This window comes from Streptomyces sp. RLB3-17, assembly GCF_007113425.2.
Taxonomy (GTDB): domain Bacteria; phylum Actinomycetota; class Actinomycetes; order Streptomycetales; family Streptomycetaceae; genus Streptomyces; species Streptomyces mirabilis_D.
Genome location: NZ_CP041610.2, coordinates 7386730 through 7402207, shown reverse-complemented (window position 1 = coordinate 7402207; position 15478 = coordinate 7386730). Strand labels below are relative to the sequence as shown.

General features: G+C 70.5%; 15 protein-coding genes. 9 read left to right on the top strand and 6 right to left on the bottom strand.

The genetic code is table 11. From position 1 onward, the window contains the following. Positions 1-556: 556 nt before the first annotated feature. A complete protein-coding gene (locus FNV62_RS33600) occupies positions 557-1492 on the bottom strand; it encodes a rhomboid-like protein (protein ID WP_248282369.1) in 936 nt (311 codons plus the stop codon). 144 nt (positions 1493-1636) lie between these two features. Then, positions 1637-1822, bottom strand: a complete 186-nt coding sequence (locus tag FNV62_RS58065) for a hypothetical protein (protein ID WP_388341335.1) — start codon at positions 1820-1822, stop codon at positions 1637-1639. A gap of 45 nt (positions 1823-1867) precedes the next feature. Between FNV62_RS58065 and FNV62_RS55940 the strand changes: the two genes are divergently transcribed. The 7 genes from FNV62_RS55940 (at position 1868) to FNV62_RS33565 (ending at position 10196) form a co-directional block, all read left to right on the top strand. Beyond that, positions 1868-2089 carry a hypothetical protein gene (locus tag FNV62_RS55940; RefSeq protein WP_225900461.1) on the top strand — a complete coding sequence of 74 codons (222 nt, stop codon included), beginning with the start codon at positions 1868-1870 and terminating at the stop codon, positions 2087-2089. A 140-nt stretch (positions 2090-2229) separates the two neighbouring features. Continuing rightward, positions 2230-2952 (top strand): glycoside hydrolase family 3 C-terminal domain-containing protein, encoded by a 723-nt coding sequence (locus FNV62_RS33590; RefSeq protein WP_225900460.1) that lies wholly within the window; start codon positions 2230-2232, stop codon positions 2950-2952. A gap of 55 nt (positions 2953-3007) precedes the next feature. Beyond that, positions 3008-3685, top strand: a complete 678-nt coding sequence (locus FNV62_RS33585; protein ID WP_097289199.1) for a spermidine synthase — start codon at positions 3008-3010, stop codon at positions 3683-3685. Between the two features lie 113 nt (positions 3686-3798). Continuing rightward, positions 3799-4536 (top strand): response regulator transcription factor, encoded by a 738-nt coding sequence (locus FNV62_RS33580; RefSeq protein WP_054236710.1) that lies wholly within the window; start codon positions 3799-3801, stop codon positions 4534-4536. Positions 4537-4583: 47 nt separating this feature from the next. Continuing rightward, positions 4584-5726, top strand: coding sequence for a sensor histidine kinase (locus tag FNV62_RS33575; RefSeq protein ID WP_225900459.1), 1143 nt, complete (start codon positions 4584-4586; stop codon positions 5724-5726). 282 nt (positions 5727-6008) lie between these two features. Beyond that, on the top strand, positions 6009-9836 hold the full coding sequence (locus FNV62_RS33570) for a multifunctional oxoglutarate decarboxylase/oxoglutarate dehydrogenase thiamine pyrophosphate-binding subunit/dihydrolipoyllysine-residue succinyltransferase subunit (protein ID WP_143628027.1): 3828 nt from the start codon (positions 6009-6011) through the stop codon (positions 9834-9836). A gap of 177 nt (positions 9837-10013) precedes the next feature. Then, positions 10014-10196, top strand: coding sequence for a DUF6104 family protein (locus tag FNV62_RS33565; RefSeq protein ID WP_005312030.1), 183 nt, complete (start codon positions 10014-10016; stop codon positions 10194-10196). A 29-nt stretch (positions 10197-10225) separates the two neighbouring features. Here FNV62_RS33565 and FNV62_RS33560 read toward each other — a convergent pair whose 3' ends face one another. Further along, entirely contained in the window at positions 10226-11053 is an 828-nt protein-coding gene (locus FNV62_RS33560; protein ID WP_143628025.1) for a hypothetical protein, read from the bottom strand. A 233-nt stretch (positions 11054-11286) separates the two neighbouring features. Between FNV62_RS33560 and FNV62_RS33555 the strand changes: the two genes are divergently transcribed. Then, positions 11287-12162 (top strand): DUF4097 family beta strand repeat-containing protein, encoded by an 876-nt coding sequence (locus FNV62_RS33555; protein ID WP_054236714.1) that lies wholly within the window; start codon positions 11287-11289, stop codon positions 12160-12162. A 1-nt stretch (position 12163) separates the two neighbouring features. Next, a complete protein-coding gene (locus tag FNV62_RS33550; RefSeq protein WP_143609185.1) occupies positions 12164-13228 on the top strand; it encodes a PadR family transcriptional regulator in 1065 nt (354 codons plus the stop codon). Positions 13229-13334: 106 nt separating this feature from the next. Here the strand turns inward: FNV62_RS33550 and FNV62_RS33545 are convergent, their stop codons facing one another. From FNV62_RS33545 to FNV62_RS33535, 3 genes are all read right to left on the bottom strand, one after another. Beyond that, a complete protein-coding gene (locus FNV62_RS33545; protein ID WP_054236716.1) occupies positions 13335-13901 on the bottom strand; it encodes a Clp protease N-terminal domain-containing protein in 567 nt (188 codons plus the stop codon). Beyond that, a complete protein-coding gene (locus tag FNV62_RS33540) occupies positions 13901-14110 on the bottom strand; it encodes a helix-turn-helix domain-containing protein (protein ID WP_010984411.1) in 210 nt (69 codons plus the stop codon). Before FNV62_RS33540 ends, FNV62_RS33545 begins: the two co-directional genes overlap by 1 nt. Positions 14111-14254: 144 nt before the next feature. Further along, positions 14255-15220, bottom strand: a complete 966-nt coding sequence (locus FNV62_RS33535; RefSeq protein ID WP_144315730.1) for a zinc-binding dehydrogenase — start codon at positions 15218-15220, stop codon at positions 14255-14257. Between the last annotated feature and the right edge of the window lie 258 nt (positions 15221-15478).

Genomic DNA, 15478 nt, shown 5'->3' with positions numbered 1-15478 from the left:
GGGTCTGTTCGCTGTGAGCGATCGCTCTCTCGACTCCGCGCCACGGAGACATTCGCGCAGGTCAGCGTGGTATCCGCCCCGCTTCCCTCTTGGTCGGCGCCGCTCCGCCGCAGATCCGCGGCGAACGCCTGTGGTGCGGTCAACGCCGTCGGCCCGCCGTCCCTTCCCGTGAGGGCAGGAACGACCGACGACCGCCTCACGGCGCACGGCGCACGTCGAGGACAAGCAGCCGATCCACAGCTGGGCGACGTACATCGGCAAGACCGAGCAGGACACGGAGTACTTCGGCCTCCGCCTGGACCGGCAGCGCCGGCTGCCCGGCGGGGTGAACGGCGGCGAGGTCCCCTTCCGCGAGTACTACGACCTGTGCGCCGACCCGTACCGGCTCACGACCTGCGCGCCGACCCGTACCAGCTCACCAGCAGGCTCCACGGGGCGAGTGCGGAACAGGAGCGCCGACCCGGCGTACCGGAGCCGGCCCGACGGCTGACGGCGGCCCGGGCCACCTGACCCGACCGGACCGGGCCCGCCCCGAACACCCCGACCACCCGCGGTGCTAGGCGGCGACGGTGCCGGGCGTCTGAGCGGTGTGTACGGCGGCGGGGGTGGCGGGGCCGGAGGCCGCCTCCGTACGGGCGCGGCGCCAGCCCCGAACCAGCGGCCAGGTCGACACCCCGATCGCCAGGGACATCACATGCCCCCAGTCCGTCATCGGGTCGGCGAATTCGAGCAGGTCCCCGACGACCATCGAGCCGAACACGACCAGCATCGGCCAGCGCAGCCAGGGCCTCAGCAGCCCGGCGAGCGCGCCGACGCTCGTGGCGACGCCGAAGCTGATGCCGTAGTCGAGGCGGTGCAGGGAACTGTCGGGGAGGTCTCCCACCAGCACGGAAAGGCCGACGGGCACCTCGGTGGCCAGGGTGGCCACGACGTGCCCGAGCAGAAAGACTCCGGCGGCCCGCAGGCCGCCTATCCGCCGCTCCAGCGCGGTCAGCACCAGCACGAACCCGATGGCGTACGGCGAGGTGATCCCGCCCGCCATCCACAGCGCGCTGGCCAGCAGCACCAGCACCGGTTCGCGTACGAGGTGCGCGACATCGGTGCTGGACCCCTGCTGCAAGGCGTGGACGAGGGAGGGGTCCGCGTAGTCGGTGACCATCGCGGTGACGGTGAGCACGACCGCGTAACCGAAGGTGAACGGCGTTCCGGTGGGGGTGGGCAGCAGCCGCCAGGGACGGAGTGACCGGAGCCGGGCGAGGGCGCGGGAGACGGGTGGAGCGGATGGGGCGGATGGGGCGGGAGGGGCGAGTACAGGGCGTGTCGTCGCCGGGCGGGGGCCGGGCAACACGGCCGTGGCGCCGCGTTGTCGCGGCACCCCGTCCAGGAGAAGCCTGCCCGTCTGTGGGTCCTTGAGCGCGGCATCGGCCGAGGAGGCCGTCGGGGCCGTGGTCGTCGCCACTGCCGTCGCCGTCGCGGTCGTGCTCCGGTCCAAGGTGAGGGGCTCCTTCCGTCCCGCCCCACCTTTGGGGGCTCGCGGCGCCGCTGTCTATGACCGACGCCACGTGGGAGGCGATTCATAGCAACCTGATAAGCGTGTACGGCGTCCGGGGTCGCCGTCTCCGCACACGCGTCCGAGTCAGTCCGTGCGCGCGTCCGAGTCGGTCCCTGCGTGCGAACAAGTCAGTCCCGTATGTGCGTCCGAGGGCAGCCCCGCGCCCGAGACGGTGATCGAGCGCAGCAGCCGGTCGAGGTAGGCCCGCATCCGGGCGGCCGTGTCGACGTCCGTGGGGTCGAGGGCCCACTGCAGCTGGATGCCGTCCATGACGGCGGCGAACTCCTCGGCGAGGGTCTCTGCCTCTCCGTCGACATGGCGCTCGCCACCGCGGTACTGCCCGACCCCGACGAGTCGGCCAAGGACATGGGTGTCCTCAACATCGGCAACGCCCTGCCCCAGTCCCTCGTCCCGATCGCCGCCCCCGCGCTCCTGGCGACCGGCGGGGGCGGCAACTACGGGGCGCTGTTCCTCTTCGGCGCGATCGCCGCCGTGCTGGGCGCACTCGCCGTCCAGTTCATCCGCTCCGTCAGGTAAGCCCTCCCCTTCAAACAGCCCCCTTCTTTAAGAAGTAAGAAGCCCGTCAAGAAGCCGCCTCGAGCAAGGCAAGAAGGAAGCAAGGAAACCGCTTCGACGGCATCGTCTGCACCGACTGGGGCCTGCTCACCGACGCGCCCGTGCTCGGCGAGCAGTGCCCCGAGGTGATCGTGGAACTGGTCCGCTCGGGCCGTGTCACGGAGGAACGCATCGATGAATCCGTACGTCGACTCCTGCGCGAGAAATTCACACTCGGCCTGTTCGAGAACCCGTACGTGGACCCCGACCGGGCGGAGGAGACCGTCGGGGCGGGCGAGTTCACCGCGCTCGGCGAGGCCGCCCGGCGCCGCTCGCTGACCGTCCTGACCAACCACGGACTGCTGCCCCTCGAAGGCCGCCCGAACCTGTACGTGCGGGTGATCTCCGAGCAAGTGGCCGCCGCGTATGTCAATGTCGTCGCCGATCCCGTCGACGCGGACCTCGCGGTCCTGCGGCTGCGCACGCCCCACGAGGAGCGCCCCGCTCTCTTCGAGTCCTTCTTCCACTCGGGGTCGCCGGCCTTCCCGGAGGACGAGCTCAAGGAGATCCTGCGACTGCTGGACGCGGTGCCCACGCTGGTGTGCGTCAACCTCGAACGGCCCGCCGTCCTCCCCGAGATCGCCGCGACGGCGGCCGCGCTGGTCGCCGACTACGGCACGAGCGACACGGCACTCCTGGACGTCGCCTTCGGACGGGCACGGGCCCAGGGGCGACTGCCGTTCGAACTGCCGCGCTCCATGGCGGCGGTCGAGGCGTCACGGCCGGACGCCCCCGACGACACCGAAGACCCCGTGTTCCCCTACGGGCACGGACTGAACCTCTGACCGCCCGAGGGTTAATTCGGCTGCCCATTCTGGTGAAAGTGCCAGGATGGGAGCCATGACTGCCTCGTACGACATCCCTGTAGTCATCGATCGCCGGGAAGGCCCCTACGGCGAGGTCGTGTTGCGGCGCCACGGCGCGCTGCTGCAGATCATCGCCAACGGGTGCTTCCTGATGGACACCTCCGACGGCCGCTCGGAACGGCTGCTCGTCGACGCCGCGCTGGACGCCCTGGACGGACGGGCGGAGCCCAAGGTGCTGATCGGGGGGCTCGGTGTCGGGTTCTCCCTCGCGCACGCCGCCGCCGACCCGCGCTGGGGGCACATCACGGTCGTCGAACGCGAAGGGGCCATCATCGACTGGCACCGTGACGGACCGCTGGCGGAACTCTCCGCGACGGCGCTCGCCGACCCCCGGACCGAGATCGTGAGATCCGATCTGCTCGCTCACGTCAATGAGACTTCCGACACGTACGACGCGCTGTGCCTCGACATCGACAACGGGCCCGACTGGACCGTCACCGAGGACAACACCGGGCTGTACGGACCGGCCGGACTGGCAAGCTGCGCAAGGGTGTTGAAGCCGGGCGGGGTGCTCGCCGTGTGGTCGGCGCAGCCCTCTCCGGAATTTGAAGGAACGCTGCGGAATGCCGGATTCCACCAGGTGCGTACCGAAGAGATCCCCGTTGCCCGGGGCGTTCCGGACGTCGTCCACCTCGCGGTCGGGCCTGGATAGCCGAGCGAAGGTGACTGCCCGTACCCTGCTTCCCTGGCGCAGATCATTCAAGCGTCAAGCGCAGTCATGGGATCACCCCACGGATTCCGGAAAGCACACCTCAGGGGCGGGCGATGGAGCAGACACACACCTCGCACAACGGCACGGCGGCCACGCCAGGCGCTCAGCGCCGGGTGCTGGTGGTCGAGGACGACCCGACGATTGTCGACGCCATCGCGGCCCGCCTGCGAGCCGAGGGATTCCTCGTGCAAACCGCGGGCGACGGACCGGCCGCCGTCGACACAGCAGAGGCCTGGCAGCCCGACCTGCTGATCCTCGACATCATGCTGCCCGGCTTCGACGGCCTGGAGGTCTGCCGACGCGTGCAGGCCCAGCGCCCGGTGCCGGTGCTGATGCTCACCGCGCGCGACGACGAGACCGACATGCTGGTCGGGCTCGGCGTCGGCGCCGACGACTACATGACCAAGCCGTTCTCGATGCGCGAGCTGGCCGCGCGCGTGCACGTCCTGCTGCGCCGGGTCGAGCGGGCCGTGGTGGCCGCCTCGACGCCGCGCAGCGGGATCCTGCGCCTCGGCGAGCTGGAGATCGACCACGCGCAGCGCCGGGTGCGGGTGCGCTCGGAGGACGTGCACCTCACGCCCACCGAATTCGACCTCCTGGTATGCCTCGCCAACACTCCGCGCGCGGTACTCTCCCGCGAGCAGTTGCTGGCCGAGGTCTGGGACTGGGCGGACGCCTCGGGCACTCGGACCGTGGACAGCCACATCAAGGCGCTGCGCCGGAAGATCGGTGCCGAGCGGATCCGAACCGTCCACGGTGTGGGCTACGCCCTGGAGACCCCGACTCCCTGAGCCGGGTCTCCGCAGGGGCCAGGAACCTCATGTAGGGGGCTGATGTCATGAGCGGGCTCGGTGAATCGGGCAGAACCACGGGCGTCGTGAGCGGTCCCGGTGAGCCGGGCCGCGGCGAGGGGTTCTGGGGCTCCGTACGCCCCTTCTCGATCAAGACCAAGCTGGGCGCTCTGGTCGTCATCTCCGTGCTCATCACCACGGGCCTGTCGATGATCGCGGTGCACACCAAGACGGAGCTCCGCTTCATCACGGTCTTCTCGATGATCGCCACACTGCTGATAACGCAGTTCGTGGCCCATTCGCTCACGGCTCCGCTGGACGAGATGAACACGGTCGCCCGCTCCATCTCGCACGGCGACTACACCCGCCGGGTGCGTGACGACCGGCGGGACGAGCTGGGCGACCTGGCCCAGACGATCAACCTCATGGCCGACGAACTGGAGGCCCAGGACCGCCAGCGCAAGGAACTCGTGGCGAATGTCTCGCACGAGCTGCGCACCCCCATCGCGGGCCTGCGCGCGGTCCTGGAGAACGTCGTGGACGGCGTCTCCGCCGCCGATCCCGAGACGATGCGTACGGCCCTGAAGCAGACGGAGCGGCTGGGCCGGCTGGTCGAGACGCTGCTGGACCTCTCCAGGCTGGACAACGGCGTCGTACCCCTGCGCAGGCGCCGTTTCGAGGTGTGGCCGTACCTGTCCGGCGTGCTCAAGGAGGCCAACATGGTCGCCTCCGTGCGCGCGGGCATCGCCTCGGGCTCCGGCAGTCACACCCGCACCGACGTCCACCTGCACCTGGACGTGTCCCCGCCGGAGCTGACCGCGCACGCGGACCCGGAGCGGATCCACCAGGTCGTGGCGAACCTCATCGACAACGCGGTCAAGCACAGCCCGCCGCATGGCCGGGTGACGGTCAAGGCGCGGCGCGGCGACTACCCGGAGTCACTCGCCCTGGAGGTCCTGGACGAGGGCCCCGGCATTCCGCAGTCGGAGTGGCACCGGGTCTTCGAGCGCTTCAACCGCGGCGGGGTGCCCTCGCCGCACGGGCCGGGCAGCGACGGCGGTACGGGCCTCGGGCTCGCCATCGCCCGTTGGGCGGTCGATCTGCACGGCGGTCGGATCGGCGTGGCCGAATCCCAGCGGGGCTGCCGGATTCAGGTCATCCTTCCAGGGCTTCCTTCTCTGCCAAGTTGACGTAAAGTTCGAACCGGAGCCACAAGATCCACCGTCGTCCCGTGCTCGTGGACACGTGTGATCAGGCACAGGGCCGTGTGAGTCGTACCGCGACCCTGGATCGACGTACCCATTCCGGACCGAAACCCCGCTTGTTTCCCGCCATTTCCTTCCCCGAAACACGCTTTCCGATGTGACTTACACGACGTTGGACCGGCCCGGCCTGACCTTCTCGGCCATGGGGGCGTAGCCTTAATTCCCGCTGTCCATCACCTTGTGAAGCGGAAGAGGGCGGTTGCCGCCGTGTCGCCACAGTCCCCCAGTAACTCGAGCATCTCGACCGATGACCAAGCCGCCGGGAAGAACCCCGCGGCCGCGTTCGGTGCGAACGAATGGCTCGTCGACGAGATCTATCAGCAGTACCTCCAGGACCCGAATTCGGTAGACCGAGCCTGGTGGGACTTCTTCGCCGACTACAAGCCGGGGGCTCCTGCCGCCTCGGCTTCGGCGGGTACTGCGGCCGCGGGGGCCGCAGGGACCACCACCCCGTCAGCGACGCCTCAGGCCGCGCCTGCCGCTCCGGCGGCCCCGGCCGCACCCGCGGCGCCCGCAGCCCCGGCTCAGGCCGCTCCTGCGCCCGTCCAGGCCGCCGCTCCCGCCGCCGCTCCGGCGGCGCCGAAGCCCGCTGCCGCCGCCCCGGCCCCCGTGAAGGCCGCTCCGGCCGCCGCGAAGCCGAAGGCCGAGCCCGCGACCGAGGCCCCCGAGGGTCCCGAGTACGTGACGCTGCGTGGTCCCGCCGGTGCCGTCGCGAAGAACATGAACGCCTCCCTGGAGCTGCCCACGGCCACGTCCGTGCGCGCGGTCCCGGTGAAGCTGCTCTTCGACAACCGCATCGTCATCAACAACCACCTGAAGCGCGCCCGGGGCGGGAAGATCTCCTTCACCCACCTCATCGGCTACGCGATGGTGCAGGCCATCAAGGCCATGCCGTCGATGAACTGGCACTACGCGGAGAAGGACGGGAAGCCCACCCTCGTCAAGCCCGCGCACGTGAACTTCGGCCTCGCCATCGACCTGGTGAAGCCGAACGGCGACCGCCAGCTCGTCGTCGCCGGCATCAAGAAGGCCGAGACGCTGAACTTCTTCGAGTTCTGGCAGGCCTACGAGGACATCGTCCGCCGCGCCCGCGACGGCAAGCTGACGATGGACGACTTCACCGGTGTCACGGTCTCCCTGACCAACCCCGGCGGCCTCGGCACCGTCCACTCCGTCCCGCGTCTGATGCCCGGCCAGTCGGTCATCATGGGCGTCGGCTCCATGGACTACCCGGCGGAGTTCCAGGGCACCTCCCAGGACACCCTGAACAAGCTCGGCATCTCGAAGGTCATGACGCTCACGTCGACCTACGACCACCGGGTGATCCAGGGCGCCGCCTCCGGCGAGTTCCTCAGGATCGTCGCGAACCTCCTCCTCGGCGAGAACGGCTTCTTCGACGAGATCTTCGAGGCCCTGCGCATCCCCTACGAGCCGGTCCGCTGGCTCAAGGACATCGACGCGAGCCACGACGACGACGTCACGAAGGCCGCCCGCGTCTTCGAGCTGATCCACTCCTACCGGGTCCGCGGCCACGTCATGGCCGACACCGACCCGCTGGAGTACCGCCAGCGCAAGCACCCCGACCTCGACATCACCGAGCACGGCCTCACCCTGTGGGACCTGGAGCGCGAGTTCGCGGTCGGCGGCTTCTCCGGCAAGTCGATGATGAAGCTGCGCGACATCCTCGGCGTGCTGCGCGACTCGTACTGCCGCACCACCGGCATCGAGTTCATGCACATCCAGGACCCGAAGCAGCGCAAGTGGATCCAGGACCGCGTCGAGCGCCCGCACTCCAAGCCGGAGCGCGAGGAGCAGCTGCGCATCCTGCGCCGCCTGAACGCGGCGGAGGCCTTCGAGACCTTCCTGCAGACGAAGTACGTCGGCCAGAAGCGCTTCTCCCTGGAGGGCGGCGAGTCCGTCATCCCGCTCCTCGACGCCGTCATCGACAGCGCCGCGGAGTCCCGCCTGGACGAGGTCGTCATCGGCATGGCCCACCGCGGCCGCCTGAACGTCCTCGCCAACATCGTCGGCAAGTCGTACGCGCAGATCTTCCGCGAGTTCGAGGGCAACCTCGACCCGAAGTCGATGCACGGCTCCGGCGACGTGAAGTACCACCTGGGTGCCGAGGGCACCTTCACAGGCCTCGACGGCGAGCAGATCAAGGTCTCGCTGGCCGCGAACCCCTCCCACCTGGAGACGGTCGACCCGGTCATCGAGGGCATCGCCCGCGCCAAGCAGGACATCATCAACAAGGGCGGCACGGACTTCACCGTCCTGCCGGTCGCCCTGCACGGTGACGCGGCCTTCGCGGGCCAGGGTGTGGTCGCCGAGACGCTGAACATGTCGCAGCTGCGTGGCTACCGCACCGGCGGCACGGTCCACATCGTCATCAACAACCAGGTCGGCTTCACCGCCGCCCCGGAGTCCTCGCGCTCCTCCATGTACGCCACCGACGTGGCCCGCATGATCGAGGCGCCGATCTTCCACGTGAACGGCGACGACCCCGAGGCCGTCGTCCGCGTCGCTCGCCTGGCCTTCGAGTTCCGCCAGGCGTTCAACAAGGACGTCGTGATCGACCTCATCTGCTACCGCCGTCGCGGACACAACGAGTCGGACAACCCGGCGTTCACGCAGCCGCTGATGTACGACCTGATCGACAAGAAGCGCTCGGTGCGCAAGCTCTACACCGAGTCCCTGATCGGCCGCGGCGACATCACCCTCGAAGAGGCCGAGCAGGCGCTGCAGGACTTCCAGGGCCAGCTGGAGAAGGTCTTCACCGAGGTCCGCGAGGCCGTCTCGCAGGGGGCCGAGGTGCAGATCTCGGACCCGCAGGCGCAGTTCCCGGTGGCCGTGCAGACCGCGGTCTCCCAGGAGGTCGTCAAGCGGATCGCCGAGTCCCAGGTCAACATCCCCGACAACGTCACCGTCCACCCGCGTCTGCTGCCGCAGCTGCAGCGCCGGGCGGCGATGATCGAGGACGGCACGATCGACTGGGGCATGGGCGAGACCCTCGCCATCGGCTCCCTCCTCCTGGAGGGCACCCCGGTCCGGCTGTCGGGCCAGGACTCCCGCCGCGGCACCTTCGGCCAGCGCCACGCGGTCCTGATCGACCGGGTCACGGGCGAGGACTTCACCCCGCTCCAGTACCTCTCCGACGACCAGGCCCGCTACAACGTCTACGACTCCCTGCTCTCCGAGTACGCGGTCATGGGCTTCGAGTACGGCTACTCGCTGGCCCGCCCGGACGCCCTCGTGATGTGGGAGGCGCAGTTCGGCGACTTCGTCAACGGCGCGCAGACGGTCGTCGACGAGTACATCTCGGCCGCGGAGCAGAAGTGGGGCCAGACGTCCGGCGTCACCCTCCTCCTCCCGCACGGCTACGAGGGCCAGGGCCCGGACCACTCCTCGGCCCGCATCGAGCGCTTCCTCCAGCTGTGCGCGCAGAACAACATGACGGTCGCCCAGCCGACGCTCCCGTCGAACTACTTCCACCTCCTGCGGTGGCAGGTGCACAACCCGCACCACAAGCCGCTGGTCGTCTTCACCCCGAAGTCGATGCTGCGCCTCAAGGCCGCCGCGTCGAAGACGGAGGAGTTCACCACGGGCGCCTTCCGCCCCGTCATCGGCGACGACTCGGTCGAGGCCGCGGCGGTGCGCAAGGTCGTCTTCTGCGCCGGCAAGCTGTACTACGACCTCGAGGCCGAGCGGCAGAAGCGCGGCGTCACGGACACCGCGATCATCCGCATCGAGCGCCTGTACCCGCTCGCGGGTGCCGAGCTCCAGGCGGAGATCGCCAAGTACCCGAACGCCGAGAAGTACCTGTGGGCCCAGGAGGAGCCGGCGAACCAGGGCGCGTGGCCCTTCATCGCCCTCAACCTGATCGACCACCTGGACCTGGCCGTCGGCGCCGACATCCCGGGCGCCGAGCGGCTGCGCCGCATCTCCCGCCCGGCGGGTTCGTCCCCGGCCGTGGGCTCGGCGAAGCGGCACCAGGCCGAGCAGGAGCAGCTGGTGCGTGAGGTGTTCGAGGCGTAGCCCTCGACGCGTTCACGTCCGGGGAAGGGCCCGGCCTCCGAGAACACCGGAGGCCGGGCCCTTCCCCGTGCCACCGTTCCGGCGGTGCTACGGGGTCCGAGGCCCTCCGGGCGCCCGGTGCGCCCACTTATCCTTTTCTCAGCGTTCCCCTTCACTTTCACCGACGGAGCACCATCCATGTACTTCACCGACCGTGGCATCGAGGAACTGGAGAAGCGGCGCGGCGAGGAGGAGGTCACCTTCGAGTGGCTCGCCGAGCAGCTGCGTACGTTCGTCGACCTCAATCCGGACTTCGAGGTGCCGGTGGAGCGGCTGGCGACGTGGCTGGCGCGGCTGGACGACGAGGACGACGAGGAGTAGGCGCCCCCGACGTCGGGAGCGGGTGGGCGTCAGTCGAAGGCGCGCAGCCGGTCGTACGCGAGGCCGAGCGCCCCGTGGAGCATCAGGAGCGTCCCCGCGACGATCCAGCCTGCGCTGTGGCGCCGTACGCCCCACACGGTGAGCGGCAGCCCGGCGGCCAGCTGCCCGGTCGCGAGGACACGGGCCCGGCGCCCGCGCAGCCAGGAACCCCCACCGGCGCCTTCCTCCGCCTCCAGCTCCGCCCGGACCGCCGCCCGCCACCCGTTCCACTCGATCTGCTCGGCACCGGGCTGGGTCCGGGCCACCTCCAGGAGCCGGTCGGCCGGCTCCCCGGGTCCGAGCCCGGCCGGCAGCAGCACCCCCGCGCGCGTGAGGACGGCGAGCAGTCCCCGCAGGCGCGCGCGGGCGTCCGCCCCGGACACCGGCCTGGTCAGCGGGTCGAGCGCCTGCATGTCGAGGACCGGGTCGAGGCCGAGCCGCGCGGCGAAGGTGCGCATCGCCTCGTCCTCACCGACCGGGGTGCCGTTCGCCAGCCATTCGTAGCCCACGGTGCGCCGGAAGCCCGCCGCGAGGGTGAGGCCGCTGCGGTCCGCGTCCCACCACAGGGCCAGTACGGGCCAGGGGGCGCTGACGGCCAGGGCGGTGGCCCACCCCGTGACCACGCGGTCGACGGGCTCGGCGCCGTGCAGCCAGGGCTCCCCCTCGGGAACGAGCACGCTCCACTCGGGTCCCGCCCCGGTGAGCAGCATCCGCTCCCGCAACAGCTGGGCGGCCAGACCGACGGACTCGTGCCCTGCCCGGCAGAGCAGCAGGGCGCCGGCGGCCTTGGCCTGGGACGGGTCGGGCGTCGTGGGCATGGGCACACCGTAGATCGACGACGACCGGAATTGCCCGTTTTGCCCGCCAAGTTCCCACCACTCACCCGCAAGCCCCGGCGGCGAGGGCGCCACTTCCCCCAAACGAGTGCCTTGACTTTCCGCATCCGCGATATATCGTGAATAGCGGAAGACGCGATATGGCGCGTCGAGTCCAGATTACGTCGAGTCCAGACGCGCGCCCGGTCTGGTCGGGTCGTTGGGAGGTCTGCACCATGTCCGAGTGGTCCGTCGCAGAGCCGAGGAAGCTCACCTTCGACGACCCCGTGACGGCACTTCATGTGCGCGTCGTCAACGGAACGGTGAACGTCGTGGGGACCGACGAGGGTTCCGCCCGCCTGGAAGTCTCCGAGCTGGAGGGCCCGCCACTGCTCGTGACCCAGCAGGACGGCACGCTCACGGTGGCGTACGAGGACCTGCCCTGGAAGGGCTTCCTCAAGTGGCTCGACCGCAAGGGCTGGCGCCGCAGCGCCGTCGTCACGCTGGCCGTCCCGGCCGGCACCTCCGTCGAGGTGGGCGTCGTCGGCGCCGCCGCCGTGGTCTCCGGGATGGAGAACCGGGTGGCGGTCAAGGGCGTCACGGGCGACACGACCCTCGTGCGGATCGCCGGCCCCGTCCGCGTGGAGACCGTCTCCGGGAGCCTGGAGGCCCAGGCCGTCACCGGCGACCTCCGCTTCAACTCCGTCTCCGGCGACCTGACCGTGGTCGAGGCCTCGGGCTGCTCCGTGCGCGCCGAATCGGTGAGCGGCTCGATGATCGTGGACCTCGATCCCAGGGGCACCCCCACCGACGTCCAGCTGTCGAACGTCTCGGGGGAGATCGCCATCCGCCTCCCGCACCCCGCGGACGCCGAGGTGGAGGCCAACACCGCCAGCGGCACGGTCTCCAGTGCCTTCGAGGACCTCCGGGTCAGCGGCCAGTGGGGCGCCAAGAAGATCACCGGCCGACTGGGCGCGGGCAACGGCAAGTTGAAGGCGATGACCGTCTCCGGCTCCATCGCCATGCTCCGCAGGCCGACGGCGGAGGACGAGCCCCACGAGGACGGGTCGTCCGCTTCTCCGGAGACCCCGACCGACAAGAAGGTGCTCTGACATGCCTCCCGTCTTCGCCCACGGCCGCCTGCGCCTCTACCTGCTGAAGCTGCTGGACGAGGCCCCCCGCCACGGGTACGAGGTCATCCGGCTCCTGGAGGAGCGCTTCCAGGGGCTGTACGCGCCCTCGGCGGGCACCGTCTACCCCCGGCTGGCGAAGCTGGAGGCGGAAGGGCTGGTCACCCACACCACCGAGGGCGGCCGCAAGGTGTACGCGATCACGGACGCGGGCCGCGCCGAACTGGCCGACCGCAGCGGCGAACTGGCCGACCTGGAGCTGGAGATCCGCGATTCGGTCGCGGAGCTCGCCGCGGAGATCCGCGCCGATGTGCGGGGCGCGGCGGGCGATCTGCGCCGAGAGATGCGGGCCGCTGCCACCGAGGCGAGGCGCACCGGCAAGGGCGGCACCGGCACCGGTAACGGAGAACACGAAGGTCCCGCGGGCGAGTTCGGGGACTTCGGAGACTCCCGTGACAAGGAGTCGTGGCGGGTCGCCAAGGAGGAGATGCGGCGGGTCAAGCAGGAGTGGAAGGAGCAGAACCGGCGCGCGAAGGACGAGAGTCGCCGGGCCCGCGACGAGGCGCAGCGCGCGCGGCGCCAGGCCAAGGAGGCGCAGGAGGAGATGCAGCGCATGGCCAAGCGGGTCCAGGAGCAGGTCCAGGACCGCTTCGCGCGCGGCGACTGGCCGAACGGGGTCCGTGAGGGCCTGAGCGAACTGGCCAAGGAGTTCGGCGACTTCGGGAAGACCTTCGGCAAGGACTTCGGCAAGGACTTCGGCTTCGGCCGCGCGGGTGCGGCGGCCACCGGGTCGGCGAAGCCCGAGTACGCCGAGTACACGGACACTCCGGAGGACTTCCCCGCCGACTACGCACCCTCCTGGGCCCACGAGGACTCCACCGGCGACCCGGCCCGTGACCTCGAACGCCTCCTTGACCGCTTCCGCGACGACATCCGCGACGCCGCCCGCGACCACGGGGTGACGGAGGACCAACTCCGCTCGGCCCGCCGCCACTTGTCGACGGCTGCGGCGCACATCGGGGCCGCGTTGCGCACGTCGAAGAGCTGACACCCATCGCCGCCCCGGGGCTTTCCGAGCCCCGAGGGGATCCCCCCGGCTCCGGCCGGGGACCTCGGAGAAGCCCCCGGCGATGCCCCCGGTGCCGACCGCTCACTCACCCCGCCTTGGCCTCCCCGCCGCCGTACAGCACGCGCGTGACCGCCTCATAGGTGACCCCGTGGTCGGCGAGCACCTCCGCCGGCACACCGGGCCGAGCGGTCAGGGCCATCAGCAGATGCTCGTCGCCGATGTGCCGGTCATGACGGGCGAGCGCCGCACGAAGGGAACGCGTCAGCACGTCCTTGGCCCCCGGGGCGAACGGCCGACGCCTGGAACGGCGGCCGCCGCCACCTCCGTTCCCCGATCCCAGCGCCCCGACCCCGTGGGCCTCCTCCACCCGGGAGACGATCTCCGAGAGGTCGATCCCGAGCCCGGAGAGCGCCTCCGTGTCGGCGCGGGAGAGCCCGCCGCGCCGGCGCGCCTCGGCGAGCGACCGTTCCATGGAGTCGCGACGACCGGCCGCCCCGAGTGAAGCCAGCGCGAACGAGCCGCGGCTGCCCTCCCGATCGAGGAGGGCGAGAAGCATGTGCTCCTCGTCCACCGCCTCGGCACCCGTGCGTTCGGCGTGCCCGACCGCTCCCGCGACCACGGCCCGGGCGTCCTTCGTGAACCGCTCGAACATCACTGCCTCCCGTATTTCTTGTGCACGGCCTGCCTGCTCACTCCGAGTTCCGCGGCGATCTCCTGCCACGACCAGCCCTGATTGCGCGCACTGCGCACCTGTACCGCTTCCAACTGCTCCAGCAGCCTCCGCAGCGCGGAGACCGCCCGCAGTCCGATCCGCGGATCGCGATCACCCGCACGCTCGGCGAGATCCGTTGCTTCGGTCATGCTGTCAATCTAAGTTGACAACAGGGTGAGCGTCAACCCCAGTTGACAAGGGGCACGCGAAACGGCGGGCCCGAATCCTCCCGAGCCCGCCGCGACCACCTGCACTGCACCTCGGCCGGAACGGCCGAGGCTTCCCTCAATCCTTCATCCCACCGTAAGAACGATCTTCCCGAACTGATCGCCCGCCGCCAGCCGCTCGAACCCTTCCCGGGCCCGGTCCAGCGGAAGCACCTCGTCGATGACGGGTCGCACACCCGTGGCGGCGCAGAAGGAGAGCAGATCCTCCAGCTCGTCCTTGGTGCCCATCGTGGAGCCGACGACCTTGAGTTCCAGGAAGAAGATGCGGGTGAGCTCGGCGTGCGAGGGGCGGTCGCCGCTCGTAGCGCCCGAGATGACCAGCGTGCCGCCGGGACGCAGCGACTTGACGCTGTGCGACCAGGTGGCAGCGCCGACCGTCTCGATGACCGCGTCCACGCGCTGCGGCAGCCGTGCGCCGGACTCCAGGGCCTCCACGGCGCCCAGCTCGACCGCCCGCTTGCGCTTGGCCTCGTCGCGGCTGGTGGCGAAGACGCGAAGACCGGCGGCCTTGCCGAGCACGATCGCGGCGGTCGCCACGCCTCCGCCGGCGCCCTGGACGAGGACGGAGTCGCCGGGCCGTACTCCGGCGTTGGTGAAGAGCATGCGGTACGCCGTCAGCCATGCGGTCGGCAGACAGGCGGCTTCCTCGAAGGAGAGTTCCTTGGGCTTGGGAATGACGTTCCACGTCGGGACGGAGACCTGTTCGGCGAACGTGCCCTGGTAGCGCTCGGTGAGGATGGAGCGGGGCTCCTTCGGGCCGACCCCGTGCCCCGTCTGTCCGATGACCGAGTGCAGCACGACTTCGTTGCCGTCCTCGTCGACGCCGGCCGCGTCGCATCCGAGGATCATCGGCAGCTTGTCCTCGGCGAGACCGACGCCGCGCAGGGACCAGAGGTCATGGTGGTTCAGGGACGCTGCCCTGACGTTCACGGTGGTCCAGCCCGGCCTCTGCTCGGGGGCCGGGCGCTCCCCCAACTCCAGGCCGGTGAGGGGCTGGTCACGGTCAATGCGGGCGGCGTAGGCAGCGAACATGACCTTGACGATAGGCTCCGCCCCCGCCCGGTGGAACCACGTCCCCCTGTGACACACGTCCCGCCACCCCCACGCTCCACGTCACACCGGTCGGCGCCGACCACTAGCGGAAACGACCGCCGACCTCCCGCCCGGGGCTCCGCCCCGAATCCCCGGCCATCCGCATGCATTCGACTGCGGGTGAGCGGTGGCTGGTCGCGCAGTTCCCCGCGCCCCTGAGGTGGGGCTCCGCCCCGAATCCCCACCCGCCCGCACACA